This window comes from Paraglaciecola sp. G1-13 (assembly GCF_055809255.1).
The window spans coordinates 1,458,627-1,480,772 of record NZ_CM147903.1; the positions used below are offsets into that span (position 1 = coordinate 1,458,627).

The 22,146-nt window shown below is 44.4% G+C and carries 19 protein-coding genes; 3 read left to right on the forward strand and 16 right to left on the reverse strand.

Annotation, left to right across the window (positions count from 1 at the left end; translation table 11 throughout):
- Positions 1 to 171 precede the first annotated feature (171 nt).
- From AC0L6N_RS06210 to putP, 7 genes are all read right to left on the reverse strand, one after another.
- Positions 172 to 1,899 carry an SLC13 family permease gene (locus tag AC0L6N_RS06210; RefSeq protein ID WP_473479897.1) on the reverse strand — a complete coding sequence of 576 codons (1,728 nt, stop codon included), beginning with the start codon at positions 1,897 to 1,899 and terminating at the stop codon, positions 172 to 174.
- An 18-nt stretch (positions 1,900 to 1,917) separates the two neighbouring features.
- Positions 1,918 to 3,327 (reverse strand): sulfate adenylyltransferase subunit CysN, encoded by a 1,410-nt coding sequence (cysN, locus tag AC0L6N_RS06215; RefSeq protein ID WP_011574476.1) that lies wholly within the window; start codon positions 3,325 to 3,327, stop codon positions 1,918 to 1,920.
- 2 nt (positions 3,328 to 3,329) lie between these two features.
- Entirely contained in the window at positions 3,330 to 4,118 is a 789-nt protein-coding gene (gene cysQ / locus AC0L6N_RS06220; protein ID WP_473479899.1) for a 3'(2'),5'-bisphosphate nucleotidase CysQ, read from the reverse strand.
- Positions 4,118 to 4,714 (reverse strand): adenylyl-sulfate kinase, encoded by a 597-nt coding sequence (gene cysC, locus AC0L6N_RS06225; RefSeq protein ID WP_011574478.1) that lies wholly within the window; start codon positions 4,712 to 4,714, stop codon positions 4,118 to 4,120. Before cysC ends, cysQ begins: the two co-directional genes overlap by 1 nt.
- Positions 4,714 to 5,628 (reverse strand): sulfate adenylyltransferase subunit CysD, encoded by a 915-nt coding sequence (cysD, locus tag AC0L6N_RS06230; protein ID WP_473479901.1) that lies wholly within the window; start codon positions 5,626 to 5,628, stop codon positions 4,714 to 4,716. The genes cysC and cysD overlap by 1 nt, the downstream gene beginning before the upstream one ends.
- A gap of 130 nt (positions 5,629 to 5,758) precedes the next feature.
- Complete coding sequence (locus AC0L6N_RS06235; protein WP_473479903.1) at positions 5,759 to 6,979, reverse strand: EAL and HDOD domain-containing protein; 1,221 nt, start codon at positions 6,977 to 6,979, stop codon at positions 5,759 to 5,761.
- 20 nt (positions 6,980 to 6,999) lie between these two features.
- Positions 7,000 to 8,535 carry a sodium/proline symporter PutP gene (putP, locus tag AC0L6N_RS06240; protein ID WP_473479905.1) on the reverse strand — a complete coding sequence of 512 codons (1,536 nt, stop codon included), beginning with the start codon at positions 8,533 to 8,535 and terminating at the stop codon, positions 7,000 to 7,002.
- A 106-nt stretch (positions 8,536 to 8,641) separates the two neighbouring features.
- Between putP and AC0L6N_RS06245 the strand changes: the two genes are divergently transcribed.
- The gene (locus tag AC0L6N_RS06245; RefSeq protein ID WP_473479907.1) at positions 8,642 to 9,100 is read left to right on the forward strand and encodes a GNAT family N-acetyltransferase; all 459 of its coding nucleotides are present in this window, start codon (positions 8,642 to 8,644) and stop codon (positions 9,098 to 9,100) included.
- A gap of 110 nt (positions 9,101 to 9,210) precedes the next feature.
- Here the strand turns inward: AC0L6N_RS06245 and AC0L6N_RS06250 are convergent, their stop codons facing one another.
- The 8 genes from AC0L6N_RS06250 to AC0L6N_RS06285 all read right to left on the reverse strand — a co-directional run bounded on the left by AC0L6N_RS06250 (position 9,211) and on the right by AC0L6N_RS06285 (position 17,824).
- Positions 9,211 to 9,918, reverse strand: coding sequence for a DUF3379 domain-containing protein (locus AC0L6N_RS06250; RefSeq protein WP_473481269.1), 708 nt, complete (start codon positions 9,916 to 9,918; stop codon positions 9,211 to 9,213).
- Positions 9,911 to 10,468 carry a sigma-70 family RNA polymerase sigma factor gene (locus AC0L6N_RS06255; protein WP_011574484.1) on the reverse strand — a complete coding sequence of 186 codons (558 nt, stop codon included), beginning with the start codon at positions 10,466 to 10,468 and terminating at the stop codon, positions 9,911 to 9,913. Before AC0L6N_RS06255 ends, AC0L6N_RS06250 begins: the two co-directional genes overlap by 8 nt.
- 185 nt (positions 10,469 to 10,653) lie before the next feature.
- On the reverse strand, positions 10,654 to 12,408 hold the full coding sequence (locus tag AC0L6N_RS06260; protein WP_473479909.1) for a BatD family protein: 1,755 nt from the start codon (positions 12,406 to 12,408) through the stop codon (positions 10,654 to 10,656).
- Between the two features lie 4 nt (positions 12,409 to 12,412).
- A complete protein-coding gene (locus AC0L6N_RS06265; RefSeq protein ID WP_473479911.1) occupies positions 12,413 to 14,368 on the reverse strand; it encodes a VWA domain-containing protein in 1,956 nt (651 codons plus the stop codon).
- Entirely contained in the window at positions 14,361 to 15,392 is a 1,032-nt protein-coding gene (locus AC0L6N_RS06270) for a vWA domain-containing protein (protein WP_473479913.1), read from the reverse strand. The genes AC0L6N_RS06265 and AC0L6N_RS06270 overlap by 8 nt, the downstream gene beginning before the upstream one ends.
- On the reverse strand, positions 15,385 to 15,888 hold the full coding sequence (locus tag AC0L6N_RS06275) for a DUF4381 domain-containing protein (RefSeq protein WP_473479915.1): 504 nt from the start codon (positions 15,886 to 15,888) through the stop codon (positions 15,385 to 15,387). The genes AC0L6N_RS06270 and AC0L6N_RS06275 overlap by 8 nt, the downstream gene beginning before the upstream one ends.
- Positions 15,885 to 16,856 carry a DUF58 domain-containing protein gene (locus AC0L6N_RS06280; protein ID WP_473479917.1) on the reverse strand — a complete coding sequence of 324 codons (972 nt, stop codon included), beginning with the start codon at positions 16,854 to 16,856 and terminating at the stop codon, positions 15,885 to 15,887. The genes AC0L6N_RS06275 and AC0L6N_RS06280 overlap by 4 nt, the downstream gene beginning before the upstream one ends.
- A gap of 11 nt (positions 16,857 to 16,867) precedes the next feature.
- Positions 16,868 to 17,824, reverse strand: a complete 957-nt coding sequence (locus tag AC0L6N_RS06285) for an AAA family ATPase (protein WP_011574490.1) — start codon at positions 17,822 to 17,824, stop codon at positions 16,868 to 16,870.
- A gap of 398 nt (positions 17,825 to 18,222) precedes the next feature.
- Here AC0L6N_RS06285 and fadI point away from each other — a divergent pair, with 398 nt between their 5' ends.
- Both fadI and fadJ read left to right on the forward strand, forming a co-directional pair.
- Positions 18,223 to 19,533 carry an acetyl-CoA C-acyltransferase FadI gene (fadI, locus tag AC0L6N_RS06290; protein WP_006994137.1) on the forward strand — a complete coding sequence of 437 codons (1,311 nt, stop codon included), beginning with the start codon at positions 18,223 to 18,225 and terminating at the stop codon, positions 19,531 to 19,533.
- Between the two features lie 10 nt (positions 19,534 to 19,543).
- Positions 19,544 to 21,697: a fatty acid oxidation complex subunit alpha FadJ gene (gene fadJ / locus AC0L6N_RS06295; protein WP_473479919.1), complete on the forward strand. Its 2,154-nt coding sequence runs from the start codon at positions 19,544 to 19,546 to the stop codon at positions 21,695 to 21,697.
- Positions 21,698 to 21,896: 199 nt separating this feature from the next.
- Here fadJ and AC0L6N_RS06300 read toward each other — a convergent pair whose 3' ends face one another.
- Positions 21,897 to 22,049, reverse strand: a complete 153-nt coding sequence (locus tag AC0L6N_RS06300) for a hypothetical protein (protein WP_191917753.1) — start codon at positions 22,047 to 22,049, stop codon at positions 21,897 to 21,899.
- Positions 22,050 to 22,146: the final 97 nt, after the last annotated feature.

The window sequence follows — 22,146 nt, forward strand, 5'->3', positions numbered from 1 at the left end:
CCAATAAATTTCCGCTGAGTGGCTAATTATTTAATGGAATTGCTATAAGACACAGACACAACAAAAGAAAAAGACGAGAGTGGTGACACTCTCGTCTTTTTTGTCTTGGGAAGTGGATTATTTGCGTTTTAAAACGGTTAACCCGTTGGGCTGCTGAAAATGTTCGCTGACTTAAAAGTCATATGTGTACTTCAGTAGGATGAGCACGATGCTCGAGTAACAAACTGAAATAGGCAAACCAAATTTCACAAAGTGTTTCATCTTATAATTACTGGCACTAAAAACCAGTAAATTGGTTTGATACCCATAGGGTGATATAAAGCTAGCGCTGGCGGCAAAAGCGACCGCTAAGGCAAACGGCATCAAAGGTACGCCTAAACTCTCTACCAACCCATAAGCAAAGGGGAACATCAGTGCTGCAGCAGCGTTATTGGTAACTACCTCTGTTAACAACAAGGTTGCTAAATACACCACTACCAATGCCACAAATGGACTGGAGCTTGTCATTAAGGGCTCTAAATAGTGTGTGAGAGTGGTTATCACTCCTGCACCTTCTAACGCGTTAGCCAGGCTAAGGGCGCCGACAATCACGATAATGAGCTCTAACGGTAGGTGACGTTTAACTTCGTTGGTGGATGTAACGCCAGTGGCTACCAATATCGCTAGGAAAAACACTAAACCTGTGGAAAGTGAAATGATGGATGCGGCAGCAAGGGCGATAGTGACTAGAAAACCGCCTAAGGTTATCCATTCTTGTTTATCGAGGAGTTTTGTGGCGACTTTTTTCTCGGATAAAATGAAAAAGTTTTTGGTTAAGTTTTGGCGCTTGACGAAGTCAGGGCCTGTAGCCAAAAGCAAAAAATCACCTGCTTGGAGTTTAATTTCCCCTAATTTTCCTGATAGGGTTTCACCGTCTCGACGGATAGCGACAACAGCGGCATCAAATAATGCCCTAAAACCAACACTTTTCAGTGTTTTACCAATGATTTGCGCCCGATTAGAAATAATCACTTCGGTAAGGTTTTCACGTAGCAAACCATTTGATTCTGCAAAAAGGGTTAATCCCTTGATGTGACTTAAATTATCGACTTTATGGATATCCCCTGAAAAAATCAGTTTGTCGTTTTGTTGTATGACTAGCTCAGGGTTAACAGGACTGATAAGTTTACCGTTGCGTACCACTTCGATTAAAAAAAGCTCAGGTAAATTGCGTAAGTGGTTTTGCTCGACACTTTTGCCAATTAATTCAGAATCGGCTTCTACTTTCGCGTCAATAAAATAACTATTGTACTTGCGGTTTTTGTTTTCGATTACGGGCAACAGTGGCGTTAACAAAAACATTAACACGCCACAGCTTAAACCTGCGACCATACCATAGAGCGTAAAGTCCCAGAAGTTAAAACCTGCGTGACCATGCTCGCGCATGAAACTATCAACAATGAGGTTGGTGGAGGTACCTATAAGTGTCACTGTACCGCCTAAAATTGCTGCGTATGAAAGAGGGATAAGTAACTTAGAAGCAGGATGGTATTGATTTTGTTTAGTCGGACCAATCAAACTTGCTACCACGGCGGTGTTATTCAACAATGCTGAAGAAGCAAACGTTAGCCCAAATAAGCGCCAGTAACTGCGTTTGAAGCTCGCAACGATAAGCGTGCGGCCCAACCGTTTGACGAGGGACGTTTTATCTACTGCTGTGCTTACAATCAACAGCAGAATAAGGGTAATTAATCCTTGGTTTGTGAAGTTGGTGATGATGTTTGAAAGCGATAATTGCTGACTTAATATAAGTGCTAACAATGTACCCGCAAAAATTGAAGAAGGGCGCTTATTCGTGAGAATAAGCGCCGCTAATGTACCGGTAAATATTGCTAATACCAGAAGCTGGTTTATGTCCATATAGTATCGACGTTGCGCCTACAGCTTAGTGATGTCAGTGGCATTCCAATGTGGAAAATGCTTTCTAACCAAAGTATTAAATTCAAGTTCAAACTCAGAATATTCTGTTTTCGTACCTGAGTCTTGAATGGCATCAATCACCATACCTGCACCGACTGTGCTATTGGTTAATCGGTCAATAATAATGAACGCACCGGTTTCACGGTTTTTGGTGTATGGGTCACAGGCAACTGACTGCGTAAGCTTGATTTTTCCAACACCAATTTCATTCAAATTAAGCCTTACTGCCTCTTTGTGCTCCATGGTATTTACATCAATCTGGTGTTCGATGTCCGTTACGCTACCTGGTACAAACTTAGTGGCAAATTTGAAACCGTATTGTTTGTTTGGCATTAACGGTGTTTCGTCCATCCACACTAAATTGACTTCATAAGCACTGCTTTGTAAAGGCAAGTTGTCAGATTTGACAATCATGTCACCACGAGAGATATCGATTTCATCTTCAAGGGTGATGGTAGTGGTAAGCGGCGTATAAGCCACCTCTTGCTCGCCTTCAAAACCGACAATAGAGCGCACGGTAGATTGTTTGCCCGACGGAAGCGCGGTGATCTTATCGCCTTTTTTGATTTGGCCAGACACAACCGTGCCAGCAAAACCACGGAAGTTAAGATTAGGGCGGTTTACGTATTGCACGGGGAAACGGAAATCATCGATATTGGCGTCATTACCAATTTCAATATTTTCCAAGGTTTTCATTAACGTAGAGCCTTCAAACCAAGGAGTATTCTCGCTCTTATTAACCACATTATCGCCATCAAGGGCTGAGATAGGCACGAACTGAATATCAGGAATATCTAGTTGTTCAGAAAAGACCAAGTAGTCTTTCTTGATGTTCTCGTACACTTCTTCACTGAACTCCATTAAATCCATTTTGTTGATTGCCACGATGACGTGTTTGATGCCAAGCAATGAAACCAAAAATGAATGACGACGGGTTTGGGTTTTAACTCCAGCACGAGCATCTACCAATATGATGGCCAAATCACATGTTGATGCACCCGTTACCATGTTGCGGGTATATTGCTCATGTCCCGGCGTATCGGCGATGATAAACTTACGTTTATCCGTTGAGAAGTAACGATATGCCACATCAATGGTGATCCCTTGCTCACGCTCAGACGCTAGGCCATCCACCAACAAGGCTAAATCTACTTTGTCGCCAGTGGTACCAGACTTCTTACTGTCTTTGGTGATGGCGGCAAGCTGATCTTCGTAAATCATTTTCGAGTCGTGTAATAAACGACCAATTAGGGTGCTTTTACCATCATCTACGCTACCGCAGGTTAAAAAACGCAGCATGTCTTTTTGCTCATGCTGTTCGAGGTACGCCAGGATGTCAGATTGTAATAACGCGTTTTCACTATTCATGATCAGCAACTCACAAGGAAATAAGGGTTTAAAACGGATTCTTTTTGGTTGTAGCTAAGAGGTTTAGCGTGTTCGTCGAACACATTGGCGGCACTTTCAATAATAGTGACTTTACCACCGGCGGCACGAACCACCGCATCAGCTGCACCTGTATCCCATTCAGACGTAGGGCCTAAGCGAGGGTATAAATGCGCTGCACCTTCAGCAACTAAGCATAATTTCAACGAACTGCCCATGGCCACAAGCTCAGGCTCTCCACCAAGTTTGGCAAGTAGCGCTTGAATATCAGGACTTTGATGTGAGCGACTGCCTACCACGCGCCACTCTTCGTCATCGCTCTTCATTTTAGGGGTAATCGCAGTCCGGCTATCACCTTCTAGCTTATAAGCGCCTTGGCCCACAATACCGACATAGGTTTGCTTTAGTACGGGGGCAAAAACGACACCAAAGACGGGTTCACCGTTATCAATTAATGCAATGTTGACTGTAAACTCGCCATTCTTTTTTATAAACTCTTTTGTGCCATCAAGGGGATCTACCAACCAATACTTATCCCATGTCTGGCGTTCAGACCAAGGTATGTTAGCGGATTCTTCTGACAAAATAGGTAGATCAGATACAGCTTGTAAGCCTTTCACAATGCAATTGTGGGCAGCTAAATCAGCTTCTGTTAAAGGGCTTTCGTCAGACTTTTCATATACCGCAAAATCACGCTGATATATATCCATTATTGCATCACCCGCTTGGTGTGCAATCTGGGTAATACTGTCTATCAATTTGCTATCGAGCATTAGTCAATCAATCCTTTTTGCTTTAATTGAGTGAACAGTTGTTCCGCAGATTCTTGGGCGCTTTGTCCGCTGAAATTAAGGGTGATCTCAGGAGATTCTGGCGCTTCATAGGGTGAGCTGATACCGGTAAAATCAGTAATTTCGCCAGAACGCGCTTTTTGATACAACCCTTTAGGATCGCGTTTTTCGCATTCCTCTAATGGCGTATCGACGAACACCTCAACAAATTCGTTTTGCTCAAGCAGTGAGCGGCAGTAATCACGTTCACTCTTAAACGGTGAGATAAATGCGGTGATGACAATCAAGCCTGAATCTACGAAGAGTTTGGATAACTCACTTATGCGGCGAATGTTTTCAACCCGATCTTTGTCGCTAAAGGTCAAATCACCATTGAGACCATGACGAACATTGTCGCCGTCAAGTAAGTAAGTGTGCTTGCCGTTATCGGCTAATTTTTTTTCTAACAAATTAGCGATGGTCGACTTGCCAGAACCGCTTAACCCGGTCAGCCAAACCACACACGGCTTTTGCCCTTTAGCGTCAGCGCGGCGACGTTTGTCAACCTCGTGCTGATGCCAAACAATGTTGTTTTCCATTAGAAATAACCTTCCATTTTTTTCTTCTCCATAGAGCCAGATGAATCATTATCAATGACTCGCCCTTGGCGCTCGGAGGTTTTAGTTAGTAGCATTTCTTGAATAACTTCAGGTAGTGTATTCGCAGTCGATTCAACGGCACCTGTTAATGGATAACAGCCTAACGTTCTAAAGCGTACTGAACGCATCTCTGGCGTTTCACCTTCTTCTAAGGGCATGCGCTCGTCATCAACCATGATCAGCAAACCGTCGCGCTCTACTACTGGGCGTGGCTTAGCAAGGTATAAAGAAGGAATTTCGATGTTTTCCATGTAGATGTATTGCCAGATATCTAACTCTGTCCAATTCGACATTGGAAATACACGAATGCTTTCGCCCTTGTTAATTTGTGAATTGTAGATATTCCATAATTCAGGACGTTGGTTTTTAGGATCCCAGCGGTGGTTTTCATCTCGGAAAGAGTACACGCGCTCTTTTGCACGTGACTTTTCTTCATCACGCCTTGCGCCGCCAAACGCTGCGTCGAATTTGTATTTGTTTAACGCCTGCTTAAGACCAACCGTTTTCATAATATCTGTATGCTTAGCACTGCCATGAATAAATGGGTTAATGTCCATATCCACGCCTTCTTGGTTAATATGAACCAACAAGTCTAAGTCGTGCTTGTCTGCCATTTGGTCACGAAAGGCAATCATTTCGTGGAATTTCCATGTGGTGTCTACATGCAGCAAAGGAAAGGGGATTTTACCTGGGGCAAAGGCTTTACGCGCTAGATGTAACAACACAGAAGAGTCTTTACCTACTGAGTAAAGCATTACTGGGTTATCAAATTCAGCGGCTACTTCACGAAAAATGTGAATACTTTCCGCTTCAAGCTGTTTCAAATGTGTAACGTTTGGAATCGACGAAGTCATAGAGTTTCTCGTGCTAAGTTAATGGATATACTAAAATATTATATGCATAGAACAATATCACGAAAGCGAGCAGTCATGATATATTTTTTAAAAATATATCATGACAAAATGACAACTGTTTGAATGGGGATTACTTTAAAGCTTGGAGTCTTTCTTTTGCCCACAGTTGAGATTGTTGAAACATTGAAAATGCATCATCAAAATTAATGTCGAGATTTTCACACAGGCGATTGACATCACTCCATCGACCTTCCTCAAAAAATTCGCTCAGCATTAAGTATTTGGCCTGTTCGCCCTGACGTAGCACGATACTGTCTTTGATATTCTGAGATATAGGCAGTTTTTCCATAAGGTCTGCGATATCAGCATCCAACATGGCGTCAAGTAATGACAAAAGCCCAACCAAGAAAGCGGATGCCACGCCGTCGCGTTGATGGGAATATTCTGTGAGTAGTTCACAATAACGAGCCCGCGAAAGTGACATCACGGTAAGCTCAGCAGGCTTACCTTCACTGAATTGAGCAGTAAAAAGCAACGACACAAAACGCCTAAGCTCAGTTTGGCCCAACACCACAATAGCTTGTTTTATCGTCTCAATTTGTTTGGTGCGTTTAAAAATCGGCGATTGGGCATAACGCAGCAATTTAAAAGAGAGACTCACATCAGATTCAAACGCTTGAGTGATAATCTCAATTTTGGGGTCTTCTTTGGCCATTTCCCCCATTAATTTCGCTATCGACATTTGCGAAGGCGTTAGGGCTGTGTTTTTTATGATCTCTGGTTTACTGAAAAAGTAGCCTTGAAAATAACAACAGCCATACTCCAGTGCTTGTAAGTATTCTTGGTGGGTTTCAATCTTTTCTGCTAACAATTTTATCTTGGGGAAGGGCTTTATTGCTTCTATTATCTTTAGAATTTGCTCATGTGAGGTATCTTGATAGTCAATTTTAATAATATCGATATAAGGAAAGAAATGCAGCCAGACTCCTTGGTGAACATAGTCATCAAGGGCAACGATATAGCCCTTTTCCTTTAGATCGATACACGCATTAAGTAGTTTTTTACCTGGTTTAACCGTTTCTAAAATCTCTACTACAATCTTCTCTTTAGGTAGCATCAAAGGATACCCGTCTAATAACGAATTGTGTGTAAAGTTTATGAACGCTAGCGTGTCAGGCAACAAGCTGTCTAACCCTAGATTAAATTGAAGCCCAGCGACCATTTTCGCTGTAGCTTCATCTTCATTTATATTGGGAAAGGTATTCTCCAAACTATCCCGAAATAACAATTCATAAGCAAACAGTGTTTTATCTGCATGTAATATCGGTTGCCTAGCGGCATAAAAGTTCATGTAAATTCCCTATTTAAACCTTAAGAAGCATTGCCGCCGTTATTTACCGAGTCGTGCAAAGTCTTCTCTACTTTCTCAAATGTATTGATAATTGAACTATCACTTTGTTTTGACACTAGGCTGATTACAACAATAGTCAAGCTCGACAATATAAAGCCCGGTACTATTTCGTATAGCCAAGCACTTAGGCTCTGGCCGTCAATAGTAATCGGCAAATAAATCCATAATAACACTGTTACAGCGCCGACTAACATGCCACTTATGGCTGAGATGAGTGTCATTCGCTTCCAAAATAGACTGAATAAAATCAAAGGCCCAAATGCTGCACCGAAACCGGCCCACGCATTACTGACCAATGACAATATGCTGCTATCTCTGTCGTACGCCAAGAAAATAGCGACCAAAGCAACAATGACCACGGATATACGGCCAACGATGATCAGTTCGTGTTGACTCGCATCTCGTCTGAAAAATGCTTGATAAAAGTCGCTCGTTAGAGAGCTCGATGTGACCAGTAATTGCGAGGAAATAGTGCTCATAATTGCAGCCAGAATTGCTGCAAGCAAGAAACCACCGATTAGAGGATGAAAGAGCAACTGAGATAAATAAATAAAGATTGTTTCCGCGTCATTCAATGGGGTGCCTTGTTTGGTCACATAAGCTAGCCCTAGTAGCCCCGTTGCTAATGCCCCTGTTATGGCTACTACCATCCACGATATGCCGATCGTCTGAGCGGTTTTAATGTCGTTTACGCTGCGAATGGCCATGAAGCGCACAATGATATGGGGTTGCCCAAAATACCCGAATCCCCAAGACAGCATGGATATGATGGCAATTGTCGATACAAGCTCACCGTTTGAGGCATTGACGAACATATCCAAGTATTGACCATCAAGGGTACTTAAAGACTGGGTGACACCTTGCCAACCGTCCAAATCGACGAGCACCACCACTGGAACCAATACCAGCGCTACAAACATGATACATCCTTGCACAAAGTCAGTGATGCTCACGGCCATAAATCCTCCAAATAAGGTATATGCCACGACCACACCAGCGGTAATGTATAAACCCAATTCATAATTTAGACCGAATGATGTTTCAAACAATTTGCCGCCAGCAACGACACCGGATGAGGTATATAAGGTAAAAAACAGCACAATGACGATAGAGGAAACAATGCGCAAAACGCGGCTCTTGTCGTTGAACCGATTCTCAAAATAGTCAGGGATAGTAATCGCATTATTTGCCACTTCTGTGTATACCCGTAAACGGGGAGCTACCAGTACATAGTTAAAATAGGCGCCAATGACGAGACCTATTGCTATCCAAGCACTTGACAAACCGGTCAAATACATTGCGCCGGGCAAGCCCATTAACATCCATCCGCTCATATCTGAAGCGCCAGCCGAAAGGGCAGTAACTTTTGGGCTAAGGTTTCGCCCCCCCAGCATATAACCTTCTACGTCAGTATTTGCCTGTTTGAAAGAATAAAGGCCAATAGCGAGCATGGCGAGAAAGTACAATCCTAATGATATAAAAGTGGCTGTTTCCATGGTGTCCTTCGATTAAGATGAGGAATGATTGAATTTTTGTTTACGCTGTTGCAAATTAGCGTTTACTTTTTTACACCATGCTATCAAGCAACCTAGGAATACACTAGTGTCGGCATTATATAAAACCCAAGTAATCTCTTTTAGTCAGCTGGAGTTGAACGATTTATACGCAATTTTACAGTTGCGTCAGGACGTATTTATCATCGAACAACAAAGTATATACAGAGACATAGACGAGCAGGATAACGTCAGCACACACGTTTGCGTGTTTCACCAAGCTAGGTTAATTGCTTATGCAAGGGTACGTACAACAAAACAGCCAAATATCGCCAAGATTGAGCGGGTGGTGTGTTTGCCAGAACACAGGGGGCAGGGAGTCGGGAATAGATTAATTGAAGAGGCGATTGTGCAGATTCGTCTTGACCCTAAAGTCACAACGATCACGTTATCGGCCCAGACTGATGCGTCTGATTTCTATCTTAAATTTGGTTTTCATCCAGAGGGTAAGCCTTACGATGATGGCGGCATCGAGCACATTGATATGTTTTTATCGGTGGGCAGATAAGGGGAGCTTCAAAAGGGAGTCGAGAGGGATAAAAAAAGGAGCATAAGCTCCTTTTTCTCAAAAATTGTCGTTTTCTATGTAGCGCGCTCTTCTTTACGCGCTACACATTCTTAGGCAGAGAAGGTCATGCCTCTAGTCAATTTATCTTTGGTCTGCTCTACATCATGTACATTTTCACTGACGATCACTAAGCTGGTATCTTTCATATCCACTGCTTCGGCGGTTAGATAGCCATCGCTGACTCTGTCTTTTGCTTTGTAACCGTCTTTATGAGGCACAACAAACACAGTCACTTTGCCATTCTCGCCTTGCATGACTAAGTGTAGGCTTCTAACCCCTTCGAAGTCACAGTGGTTAGCGTAAAATACTTGCCCCATATCCTCATTTAAATGACCACCGTATTGGGCGAGCTTAGCGTTGACTTGTTGCAAGGTAAAATCTTCGTTCGCATCAAGCGCATGAGGACCTTCATGATATACATGAGCCAGTGATTGGGCTGACACATCAATGTAATTTTGTTGTTGCCACAGCGTGAAACTGACACCCACAACAAACGCTAAAGATGCCGCTAGCGCTAAATGCACCCGGGCACGCTTCTTATTGTGTTGGTGAGTTTGCATAGTTTGGCGCAAAATAAGTTTGTGTGCTAAATCGTCAGGCACATCGACTTTCATCGCCGCTTGTAAACTCGCATCGATCTTTTTTTGCTCAGACCAAAATTCGTGTTTTGCAGGGTCTTGTGCTGCCGCTTCTTTGACTCGTATGTCATCGCAATTCGGATCAGCATAAATGGTTCTGCGAAATTCTAAATCATCCATTTTTCCGTTCTCGATTGTCATTTGATTTCTCTAGCGCCTCTTTAATTTGGCTTCGCGCCCTAAATAGTCGGGTCATTACGGTATTCTTGTTTAAATCTAGTTGAGCTGCAATTTCATCTCCGCTGTATCCAAACATGATTTGCAACATTAATGGCTCTCTATACTCTTCAGTCAAAGACGCCATTATTTTCCGTAACTCTCGGTGCTCAATCTCAACTTCGTGAGTCAACTGATCGTCTGAGATAGACACATCATCGATATCAACCAAGTCGAACTGCTTACGTTCAAAGCGTCGGGCATTTTCCCGACGCAATATCGTAATCAACCAAGATTTGGCGGCTTTTTCGTCCTTTAATGAATCCAATGATTTCCATGCACGCAGAAACGTCTCTTGGACTATGTCTTCTGCCACCGCTTTATCTTTCACCAGCCAGTATGCATAGCGGAATATATCACCATGTAATGCTTGGACTAGGGTTTCGTATCGTTTTTGTTTATCTAGCATGTCACTAGAGACCGAGGCTTTTTTAAATTGCTTTCGCAAATTCATTATTTATTTCCGCCTTTTATGTGTGACCTTATTATTCGTTAAAGCGGGGCATAGTGCAATTCGCCCTTAGTCGTGACAGAAAGACTGATTGCACATGCATTTTTACTGCGGAAGTTGCCCCATATTTGCAAATGAGGCATGAAAATAGCGCTCTTAAGTCATCAAAGCTGTTACCTATTCATCAGCTAATAAAGTGGGGCTAATTTTTCGTTGCTGTGATGAGCGCTTGCTTGCTGTCGAATTAAGCTAAGTATTGAGACAATTTCTTCCTTGTTCCATTGTTTGTCCTCGGCGCCAAATTTAGAGGCATATAATGTACTTATCGCATTATCTAGTGAGGCGTTGCTAAATTCGTTTTGTAATGTATTGATTGATTTACCATTACTTCCCGTTAACGTATTTAGCCATAACGTTAATGCCTGAATAATTGCCTGCGTATCTTGCTTGCTGATAGCTGCTTGCAACGATTTCCACGCTTGCTTCTCAGAAGGATTCGTCTTATTCGCTGCGCCATTATTGGCTCTACTAAACAGGTTTGCTTTGGTTGTTAAGCGACGAACGTGCGCCGCCCAGCCAATAAGTGTGGTTACCCACAAGGTTATTAATGTGCAGCTGAGCCAGAACCAGAGATTGGTTGTTTGGCTAACCCTTGAGGCTGATTGTTCAACGCTGTGTTGGCTGTCCTGCTGAGGGGCCTGTTCTGCAGTTTGCACAGTAGGGGGAAACTGTTCGTTTTTGCCAGCAGCTGCAGGTGGAATGTTGGAGGCTGACGTATCATTAGCGCCTGCAACGACCGTAATGATGCGTTTGGGCAGCTTGGCGTATTCTACTTGTCCGCTGACAATATTAAACCAAGGAATGCTCACTTCATCTAGCGTGAATTCACCCGCTTGACTGGGAATGATCGCGATGGTTTCAGTGCGCTGGGCGATGAGCGTATCGTCTTTTTCAACAGTGGTGGTATTTGGTTGGTTAGGGTAAACCTTCACGCCGCTGGGATATTGACTATTGATACTTGGCAGCTGCGCTTCATCAACACCTACAGCGGTAAGAGTCAAAGTGCGGGTGATTGGCTCACCGACCGTGAATTTGGATGCATCAGGTTGCCACTCTTCGTGTAGCTCAACATAATCACTCGGCAACCAGGTACCAGAAAAATTAGCCGGAATGGGTTTCACGGTTATTTCTTGTGCTGGCCCCACACGATTAATGGTTTTACTGCGGCTGAAGAAACCAAAGCTTTGTTGCCTATCCTGAACTACTTCGCCTTCAAACATCGGGCCTTGGATGGTAAAGGTACCGCTCTTTTGTGGAATAACCGCAAAGGTGCGTTCAATCACCCGATAGCGTTTTCCATCGACGATGTCGTTGTATTCTGCATCTTTACCGATTTGTCGAATTTCTCCGTCGGCCAACGTAGGAGCCGATAAGCTACCTCGCTGCAGGTCTCTGGCAAGAAACAACTTTACGGTATAACGGATTTGTTGCTGTAGGTAGGTTTCATCTGTGTCTACTGACGTTGTGACATACACATCTCGACCTTCTGTACTTTGACGAGCCGATACCGGTAAAACCATCATATTAATGGGTGCTGAGCTTTTGCCTTCTATGGTAAATGCTGGAATGACAAAGCGCCCTGGCTTGCGTGGAATAAGAACGGTGGTCCAAATGGTGGTGCGGGTTGTGTCAAAGTTTATCATTTGGGTTTGCGAGCTAACAGAGGTTCTGCCTACGATAAAATCTGCGTTCAATGGGCTAGGATCGAATGCCTCGCGAGATGCATCGCCCGAGGCAACCACACTTAGGGTTATCGATTCATCAGCGAGTACGGGGTTTTTATCGACCGTGGCTGACAGCTCATCTATTTGCGCAAGAGCAAATGTGCTTAAGGCCCAGAGGAATAAACATGAACGAGATAAATAACGGATAAATAACTGCATTTTGCTACCAGTTCCTTTGTCGTTGAGTCGGTGTACGTTGTTGTCTTCGCTTTTGATTTTCTATCTGCATTTTTCGTTTTAATAAAAATGCTGGATCGTCAGGAACGCGGTTGAGCAATGTTTGCATGCGTTGCATTTGTTCTTTCTGTTCGTCAGTAAGCTCTTGTGGTGCTTGTGCGCCCATGGAAGCAGCCTGCTGCTGAGACGCATCTTGTTCCTCTGCTTGCTCATTTTCATCCATAGAGGCAGGTTGAGATGATTGCTCATCTTGGGACTGCTCTCGCTCCTCTTGTTGAGAAGACTGTGCACCGTCTTGCTGACTGTTGTTTTCGCTATCTTGCTCGTTAGGCTCAGGTTGTTCCTCAGAAGTGGATGGCTCGCTATCACCTTGTTGCGTGTCATTATTCGTTTGCGATTGCTGTGGGTTTTCCTGTGAAGATTGCTCAGGGCTGTTATCGGCATCTTGGCCCTCTTGTTGATCGCCAGATTGGTTGTTGTCACCTTGCTGGTTTTCGTCTTGCTGTTGTTGTTCAGCATTTTCCTGCTGTTCTTGATTTTGCTGGTCTTGTTGCTGGTCCTGTTGCTTTTGCTGTTCGAGCAATGCCTTGTTTGCTTTTGCATCCTCGTGAGCGGGATCAACCGCCAGTGCTTTATCGTAAGCTTTAATGGCCTCATCAATTTCACCTAGCTGGGCAAGAGTATTTCCCTCGTTGTAACGGGCTTGCGCGCCACTTGCTGCGCGAAATGCATCAAGTGCAGCAGCGTAGTCTTGCGCTTTGTAGGCAGCTGTTCCTCGCCACATAGGGTCGTCAAAGTGTTTAGCTGCTTCTTCGTAATTCTCAGTTTTAAAGGCGTGTTGACCTTGCTGATCTGCGGTTTGCCACATGTCATCCCACCAAGTTGCACTGGCGGGCGGTGTATACCCGGGCAATAACATGAAAACTGCAAATATGCTTAGTAACCCGCGACGAAAGCCATACGCGGCTAGGGGTAATAACAGTATTAACAGATAAGGGCCCATCTCTTGCCACTTATCACCAAACTTGTCATCGGTTTCGCCAGGCTTGTCTTCTTGTGACGAGAGCACAGTTTGGTTTTTAAGGTAGTCGATATCGCTATCATCTGTGCGCATCGCAATATACCTGCCCCCCCCTTTGCGTGCGAGGGTTTGCAGGTTACTTGCCCGTAATCGAGGCACGACTACAGCGCCACTATTGTCTTTTAAAAAGTCACCATTAACCAATTGAATAGGAGCTCCATCGGGTGTACCAATCGACAATATGGAAAGGCGATAAGGTGAATCCTCAAGCAATTTACTCACCTCAGCGACTTGCGTATTTTCAATGCCATCGGTTATCCAAAATATTTCACCTTGCTGGTAACCAGCATTGCGTAATAGCGCGATCGCTGATTCCAAGCCTAAAAACGGCTCGCTACCGGCAACGGGCATAATTTCGGGCGACAGGCTGGGGATCAAAGCGGTTAAATTCTGCCCATCTGAACTTAGCGGGCTAATAGTGAAGGCATCACCAGCATAAGCAACGAGGCCGGTTTCACCTTCGGCGATGGCCTTGACTAAATCAATAGCCTTGTACTTAGCACGAGTTAGACGGTTCGGCGTGACATCTGTTGCTCGCATTGATAATGACATATCCAGTACCACGACTTTTCCGCTGTTTAACTGATATACCGGCTGAGGCAAGCGCTGCCACGTTGGTCCCGCGAGGGCTAAGCAGGCTAAGGTCCAAGCGACGACTAATACGTATAAAGGCGGTTTCGAAGATTTAACCCCATTATTCGCGACAAGGTGTTGGTACAGGTGTGAAGGTAAAACAGATTGCCACCCTGAGCGTTGTTGGTTCATGCGTTTCAACAGCGCAATGAGTAAAAACAAAGGAATAATGGCTAATAACCACAAAGGGCGCAAAAAATGAAAATCCGCTAGGGTAAAATCAAACATCAATCTGGCTCCTTTCTTTAGATGTTCTAGCGTTTTTAAGATTAAACAACCAGCTGGAAACAAGCGGTTTAAGGGCCAGTAATAAGGAAATAAGTAGCGCCAAGCCTAAGGGGTAGAAATAAAGTGCCTGCAGCGGGCGCATTTGTCGACTTTCTCTAGCGATGGGCTCTAATTCGTCTAGCTTGCTATAAATTTCCGTTAGGCTTTGGGCATCTCTTGCACGAAAGTAGCGGCCCCCAGTGGATTCTGCAAGGGTGGTTAACATGCCTTCATCTAACTCTTGTGAGGGATTGACTTGGCGACTGCCAAAGATACTTTGTACTAACATTTGGTCGGCACCGACGCCTATTGTGTATAATGTGACGCCGTTGTTAATGGCTAGTTCATTGGCTTGTTCCGGCGTAATGTTACCCGCGGTATTTTGCCCGTCAGTTAACAGGATCAATACTTTGTTTGACTCTTCTTTGCTCTTGAAGCGCTTGATGGCTAAACCAATGGCATCCCCGATAGCGGTTTGTTCTCCTACCAAGCCAATGAGTGACTCGTTTAATAACTGTGACACTGTCTCACGATCGTAAGTCAAGGGTGCTTGCAAGTAGGCTGTGTCAGCAAAGAAAATAAGCCCTAATCGGTCACCTATGCGACGTTGAATGAAGTCACGTAATACTGACTTTATCATTTGCAAGCGATCGACTTGACGGCCGTTAACTTGCATATCGTCAATTTTCATACTGCCAGATAAATCAACCGCAATCATCAGGTCGCGGCCTTCTGCGGGAATACTAATGGGCTCGCCTAACCATTGAGGGCGGGCACTTGCACTTACTAGGGCAACCCAGCCTATGGTGGCAATTATCAAAAATGCCTTTCTACTTGTGGGTGGCTTAGAGACGTTTTGGATCCCTTGGGGCAGGTGAGGTACCCTCAAAGCAGCAGATTGCACTTGTGCCTTTGCGGGCAACAAGTAAACCAATATGGGTAACGGTAAAGCGAACCACATCCACCACCATGCAAACTCAAACATGTGCGGCTCCTGTTGAAGAAGACTCACTAACATCTTTTAATTTGGCGTACTTTAGCCATACGCCGACTTGGGCCTGAATAGCAGTAAATTGCGTACTGTCTGCGGTAGCTGGGCGGTAGAGTTGTGTTTGCAATGCTGAAAAGGCCGCGTTAAAGGAACCTTGTTGAGACGACGGCAACTGCTCACAGAGATAAGCTTGCCAGCGCTGAGAGTGCAAATTTGCATGTTGCTCACTCGGTAAATAATGCATGCAAGTACGCTTGAGCAAAGTATTCATACGAATTGGCCAATCAGATTGATTGCTTGTGATTGAAGTCAGTTCATTCAGTGCATGGCGTCGTGCGGCGTTATATTGTCGGTGTTTCACCCATGCGGTGATGAGCACAATGAGAACTAAAAGGATAATAAAGGCGACTAACCACCAACCATAGGCCGGCGGCCAAGGGCTTATTTGAGAGGGAATGTGGATGTCTTTTAATTGGTCTAACGGATTCATACGTCTGTTTCACTACTACGTTTTGCTAACTGTCGCTCTAGAGATTGTGCGCAACTTATCGGTACTACATTGGCTCGGCATTTTTTCAAACGCGTATTGATCGCGTTAAATCGCTGTTCGTGTTGACTTTGGTATTGCGTTGCGATGCGCTGTTCACCGATGAGTATTTGTTGCTCGTTTTGTCCATCAGTTAAGTTAAGCATTTGTTGGAATTTACTTTGGGGCAATGCGTGTTCAAAAGGATCGCTGATAGGATAAGCGGTTACCTCACAGTGCCGGCTTAACTGGGATATGTGCTGTTGAGCCGAATCCGTTAAGTTGGCAAAATCACTCAATATAAAGACCAAACTCCCCGGATGTGCTAAACGCCTAAGTCGGGCACACGCATCAGAGAAGGTCACTTGCTCTTCATCATGTTTAGAGGGAAGTGATTGGGGATGATGCAAATTGACCATACCATTCAATAAAGAAAGTACGGCTTTCTGCCTAGAAAACGGTTTAAATTCCTTGTGCTGTGTTTGGTTGTATACCAACCCGCCTATTCGATCCCCTCGTTTATGAGCCGCCCATGCGATTAATGCGGTTAAGTGTGCGACCTGTACAGATTTAAACAGTAATTGGGTACCAAAGTGCATTGAGCTTGATAAGTCCGCTAACACAAAAACAGGACGCTCTTTCTCTTCGCGGTATATTTTTGTGTGGGTTTTACCCGTGCGCGCAGTGACTCGCCAATCGATTGCTCGAATATCATCACCAGGCTGGTAATGACGAGCTTCATCAAACTCCATACCGCGGCCTTTCGTCTTCGCGAGGTAACCCCCGGCTAGCTTGGCTTGTGCGGGGCGTCCTAAGCTTAAATTCAACAGACTCGCTTTGGTGCGATAATAAAGCAGTTCTTTTATACTCAGATTAACGCCATCGCTATGATGGCTGGCCAGCCACTGAGGTATGTCCTGTATCGTTTGCATATCCAGTGTCCTTAAGGAACAGGGACAAGTTGCAATATGCTATCAAGCACTTGATTGCTGCTAACACCTTCCGCTTCTGCCTCGTAACTGAGTAACAACCGGTGGCGCAGTACATTATGAAATACCGCGTGAATGTTATCTGGTCCTACAAAATCTCTGCCCATTAACCAAGCGTGAGCCCGAGCGCATTTGTCTAGAGCAATCGTGGCTCTTGGGCTCGCACCAAATTCGATCCAACTCGCTAGTTGTTCGCTGTATTTTTGCGGTTGACGAGTGGCGATAATCAATTCTACTAAGTAGCGCTCTAAGGATTCATCTAAATGGATTTCCAGTACCGATTTGCGTGCCTTGAATATGTCTTCTTGCGTCAAGTTGGGTGGCATAACCGGGGCACTATTTAATGATTCATTGCGCGTGAGCTTTAACACCGCTAACTCTGTTTCTGCCCCAGGGTAATCAATTTCTAAATGCATTAAAAACCGGTCTAGTTGTGCTTCAGGTAAGGGGTAGGTGCCTTCCTGCTCAATAGGATTTTGAGTTGCCATCACTAAGAATAACGCAGGCAACGGATAGGTTTTGTTACCTACAGTAATTTGCCTTTCCGCCATTGCTTCTAGCAGCGCCGACTGCACCTTGGCGGGCGCGCGGTTTATTTCATCGGCAAGGACCAAATTATGAAAAAGTGGGCCTTTTTGAAAATCAAATTTGCCTGTTTCTGGTCGATATATATCTGTACCTGTTAAATCAGCGGGCAGTAAATCTGGGGTAAACTGAACACGGTGAAAGTCACCCTCAACACCGTTTGCCAATGAGTTAACGGCGCGGGTCTTTGCCAATCCGGGAGGACCTTCAACCAATAGATGGCCGTCAGCAAGTAACGCCACGAGAATATTTTGCGTCAAGGTTGTTTGACCAATAACTTGTGAGTCTAAATACGCTTGTAGTTGTGAGAATTGAACTGAAGGCATGCGTTCTTATTATTCCTTGGTTGATTGGCGTACAAAGGTGTACGGGAAAATAAACTGTATAACAGACAATGCTGTGTATATAGGGTTCCATTGGTGAAAAACAATGTTACAAATAACATCTTTTCGATGAAAACCAATCCGATTTAACGGTATAAGCTATTGTATACATTGTTAAATAGCGTAACTAATGGGCGTAACACCCTGACGCTGCCTTATTCAACGTCGCCTGACCGCATGGGGTGCCATGGCGCGTGTTATTCATCACCTTAAGGACTATTGTAAATGTACAAAATTGACGCAATATTACTTGGACTTTCAAAATTTCTATTCTCCCTGTACAATCGATTAAAATTACAGGTCAGACCACTTGGTTTTTGACTCAACATTAAGGGCAAATCATGACGGCAAAGCAAACAGTTACGACTCGAGATGGAGAGCGCATCGCTATTGTAGCGGGACTACGAACACCATTCGCTAAAATGGCGACGAATTTTCACGGCGTTCCTGCTGTTGATTTAGGCAAAATGGTAGTGAATGAGATGTTGGTTAAGCACAATGTGGACCCGCTACTTATCGAGCAATTGGTCTATGGTCAAGTCGTGCAGATGCCAGAAGCCCCTAATATTGCACGTGAAATAGTGCTTGGTACAGGCATGAGTGTGCATACCGACGCTTACAGCGTATCTAGGGCGTGTGCGACGAGCTTCCAGTCTACGGTGAATATTGCGGAATCGATGATGCTGGGCAATATCAGTGTCGGCATTGCCGGGGGCGCTGATTCTACGTCTGTGTCTCCCATTGGCGTTTCCAAAAACCTAGCACGGGCTTTGACAGATCTGCAAAAAACCAAAACCTTAGGCCAAAAATTCAATGTTCTTAAAAAGCTAGGTCTAAAAGATTTGTTACCGGTTCCACCTGCAGTTGCAGAGTATTCAACTGGGTTGTCCATGGGACAAACTGCTGAGCAAATGGCCAAGAGTCATAGTATTAGTCGGGCAGACCAAGATAAGCTCGCACACCGTTCGCATTCTTTAGCAGCGCAGAGCTGGAATGAAGGTAAATTAGCTGGCGAAGTGATGACCGCTTACCCTGCGCCTTACAAAAGCGCATTTGAAAAAGACAACAACATCCGCTTTGATTCAAAATTAGAAGGCTACGCCAAACTTCGCCCTGTGTTTGATAAGAAGCACGGTACTGTCACCGCGGCGAACGCTACTCCATTGACTGATGGTGCTTCAGCCGTGTTGATGATGACAGAAAGCCGTGCAAAAGCACTGGGTTACACCCCTCTTGGTTACATTAAGAGTTATGCGTTTGCCGCAATCGACGTGTGGGAAGATATGTTAATGGGACCATCGTATGCCACGCCTATGGCGTTAGATAGGGCGGGTATGACATTAAACGACCTAACCTTAATTGAAATGCACGAAGCGTTTGCGGCGCAAACATTGGCGAATATCAAAATGTTTGCTAGTGATAAATTTGCCCAAGAAAAGCTCGGTCGTAGTAAAGCCACAGGCGAAATTGATATGGCTAAATTTAATGTTATGGGAAGTTCACTTGCCTATGGGCATCCATTTGCAGCGACGGGCACACGTATGATCACCCAAATGTTAAATGAATTAAATCGACGTGGAGGCGGCAGTGGATTACTCACCGCTTGCGCCGCTGGCGGTCTGGCCGCAGCAATGATCGTTGAAACAGAATAAGGGCGAAAAGATGACAACTGAAAATAGTACCCAACAACTTGCCCCTAGCGCGTTTACCTTAACCAAGCGTGATGATGGCATCGCGATTTTGAGTATGGATGTGCCAGGGGAAACCATGAATACGCTCAAAGTGGAGTTTGGTGAGCAAGTCGGTGACATGCTTGACCAAATTCAAAGTGATAGCGCTATTAAAGGCGTGGTAGTGATCAGTGGTAAAGATAACTCGTTTGTGGCCGGTGCTGATATCTCTATGCTCGCAGGATGTAAAAGTGCAGAAGAAGCTGAAGCGATTGGAAAAGGCGGACAAGCGGTATTCCAACGTATCGAGGATATGGCAGTGCCATTTGTCGCTGCGATCCACGGCCCTGCTTTGGGAGGCGGGCTTGAACTGGCGTTGGCGTGTCACATGCGAGTATGTAGTGACGACAATAAGACGCAGCTGGGCTTACCTGAAGTACAGCTTGGTCTTTTACCCGGTAGTGGTGGCACGCAAAGACTCCCGCGGTTAATTAGCGTTCAACAAGCAATGAAAATGATTCTCACAGGGGCCTCAGTACGAGCAAAACAAGCCAAAAAATACGGTATCGTTGACGATATGGTGCCGCGTTCTATTTTGCTTGAAGTCGCGATTGAAATGGCGAAAAAACCTAAACCGAATAGAAAACCAGTAAAGCTTGATGCAATGGGGCAGTTTCTTGAACGTACCCCTATGGGCCGAAAACTCATGTTTAAACAAGCTCGCAAACAAACTCAGGCTAAAACAATGGGGAATTATCCCTCACCTGAGCGCATTATTGATTGCATCGAAACGGGATTAGAGAAGGGAAGAACCCAAGGTTTTGCTGTGGAAGCTAAGCATTTTGGTCATCTAGTTATGACGTCTGAATCAGCTGCTCTACGTAGTTTGTTTTTCGCGACCACCGAAATGAAAAAAGAAAATGGCGTGGAAGGAGTAGCGCCTAAAACACTGAAGAAAATCGGCGTGTTAGGCGGTGGGTTGATGGGCGGTGGCATTGCGTTTGTGACGGCAACCAAAGCTAAACTTCCGGCTCGAATCAAAGATATCCGCAGCGATGGCATCGCGCATGCGATGAAATATTCCTACGATATTTTGAACAAAAAAGTGAAGCGCAAGTTTATGCTGCACTCAGAAATGCAATCTCAGTTATCACGGCTAACAGGCTCTGTTGATTATGTTGGGTTTGATAACACCGATGTGGTGATTGAAGCGGTTTTCGAAGATTTAGCGTTGAAACAAAATATGGTTGCGGATGTGGAAGAGCATTGCTCAGAGCATACGATTTTTGCTTCGAATACATCTTCTATCCCTATAGGTCAAATTGCCGCTAAGGCGAAGCGCCCTGAAAATGTTATTGGTTTACATTATTTTTCACCGGTAGATAAGATGCCCTTGGCAGAAGTTATTGCGCATGAAGCCACCTCTGACCAAACAATATCCACTACGGTTGAGCTAGCGAAGAAGCAAGGTAAAACCCCGATCGTTGTAAAAGACGGCGCAGGTTTTTATGTTAATCGAATTTTAGCGCCATATATGAATGAATCTGCTGAAATTCTATTGGCTGGTGAGCCCATTGAGCAGATAGATAAGGCGTTAGTCAAATTCGGTTTCCCTGTGGGACCCATCAAACTTTTAGATGAAGTTGGTATTGATGTTGGCACTAAAATAGGACCAATTTTGGTTGCTGAGTTCGGTGAGCGATTCCAGTCAGCGCCAGGTTTTGACAAATTATTGGCGGACGATCGAAAAGGTAAGAAGAACAAGCGTGGTTTTTATAACTATGAGGGTAAAAAGCCTGGCAAAGAAGTCGATGAAAGCGTTTATGATCTACTTGGCATTACGCCTAATAGCCGCTTGAGCGAGCATACTATTGCCGAACGTTGTGTGTTACTCATGCTTAATGAGGCCGCTATATGTCTTGACGAAGGTGTTGTGCGTAATCCTAGAGACGGTGACATAGGTGCGATATTTGGTATCGGCTTTCCACCATTCTTAGGCGGCCCGTTTAGATACATGGATACCTTAGGCATTAACCACGTTGTGGAACGATTAACGCATTATCAGCAGCAGTTCGGTGACAAGTTTGCGCCTGCTAAGCGCCTTTTAGACATGGCAGAAAGTAAGGATACGTTTTACCCAAAATAGCTAATGTGTATTTTAACTAGCCTTTGAAAGCCGAGCAGACCAGCTCGGTTTTTTTATGCCTTATTTTTACAAAATAACCAATTAGTTAACTCGGAGTGTTCCGACTCGTCATACCAACCTTAAATTACAGGCATAAAAAAAGAGAGTTCCTCTCTCTTTTTTTCTACTGAATAATAAAATTCAATTAGTATTTAGTCATTTAGAATCTTACTGAACCTACTCTTATTGCTTTATTTTCTACCGTTGAAGTTATTGTTTTTGTCGCTTCAGGAGCTTTAGCGCTTTCAACAGATTGTGTAGCAACAGGAGCAGCGGTAGTAAGGGCTAGAGCAATTGCATAAGCTTTTAACATTGGATATTCCTCTTTATATTTTTATTATTGACGTTTTGCTGACTATTATTTGTCAGTCGAAAGTATTAATGCTTATTGTGTGCCAATGTGCTCAAGG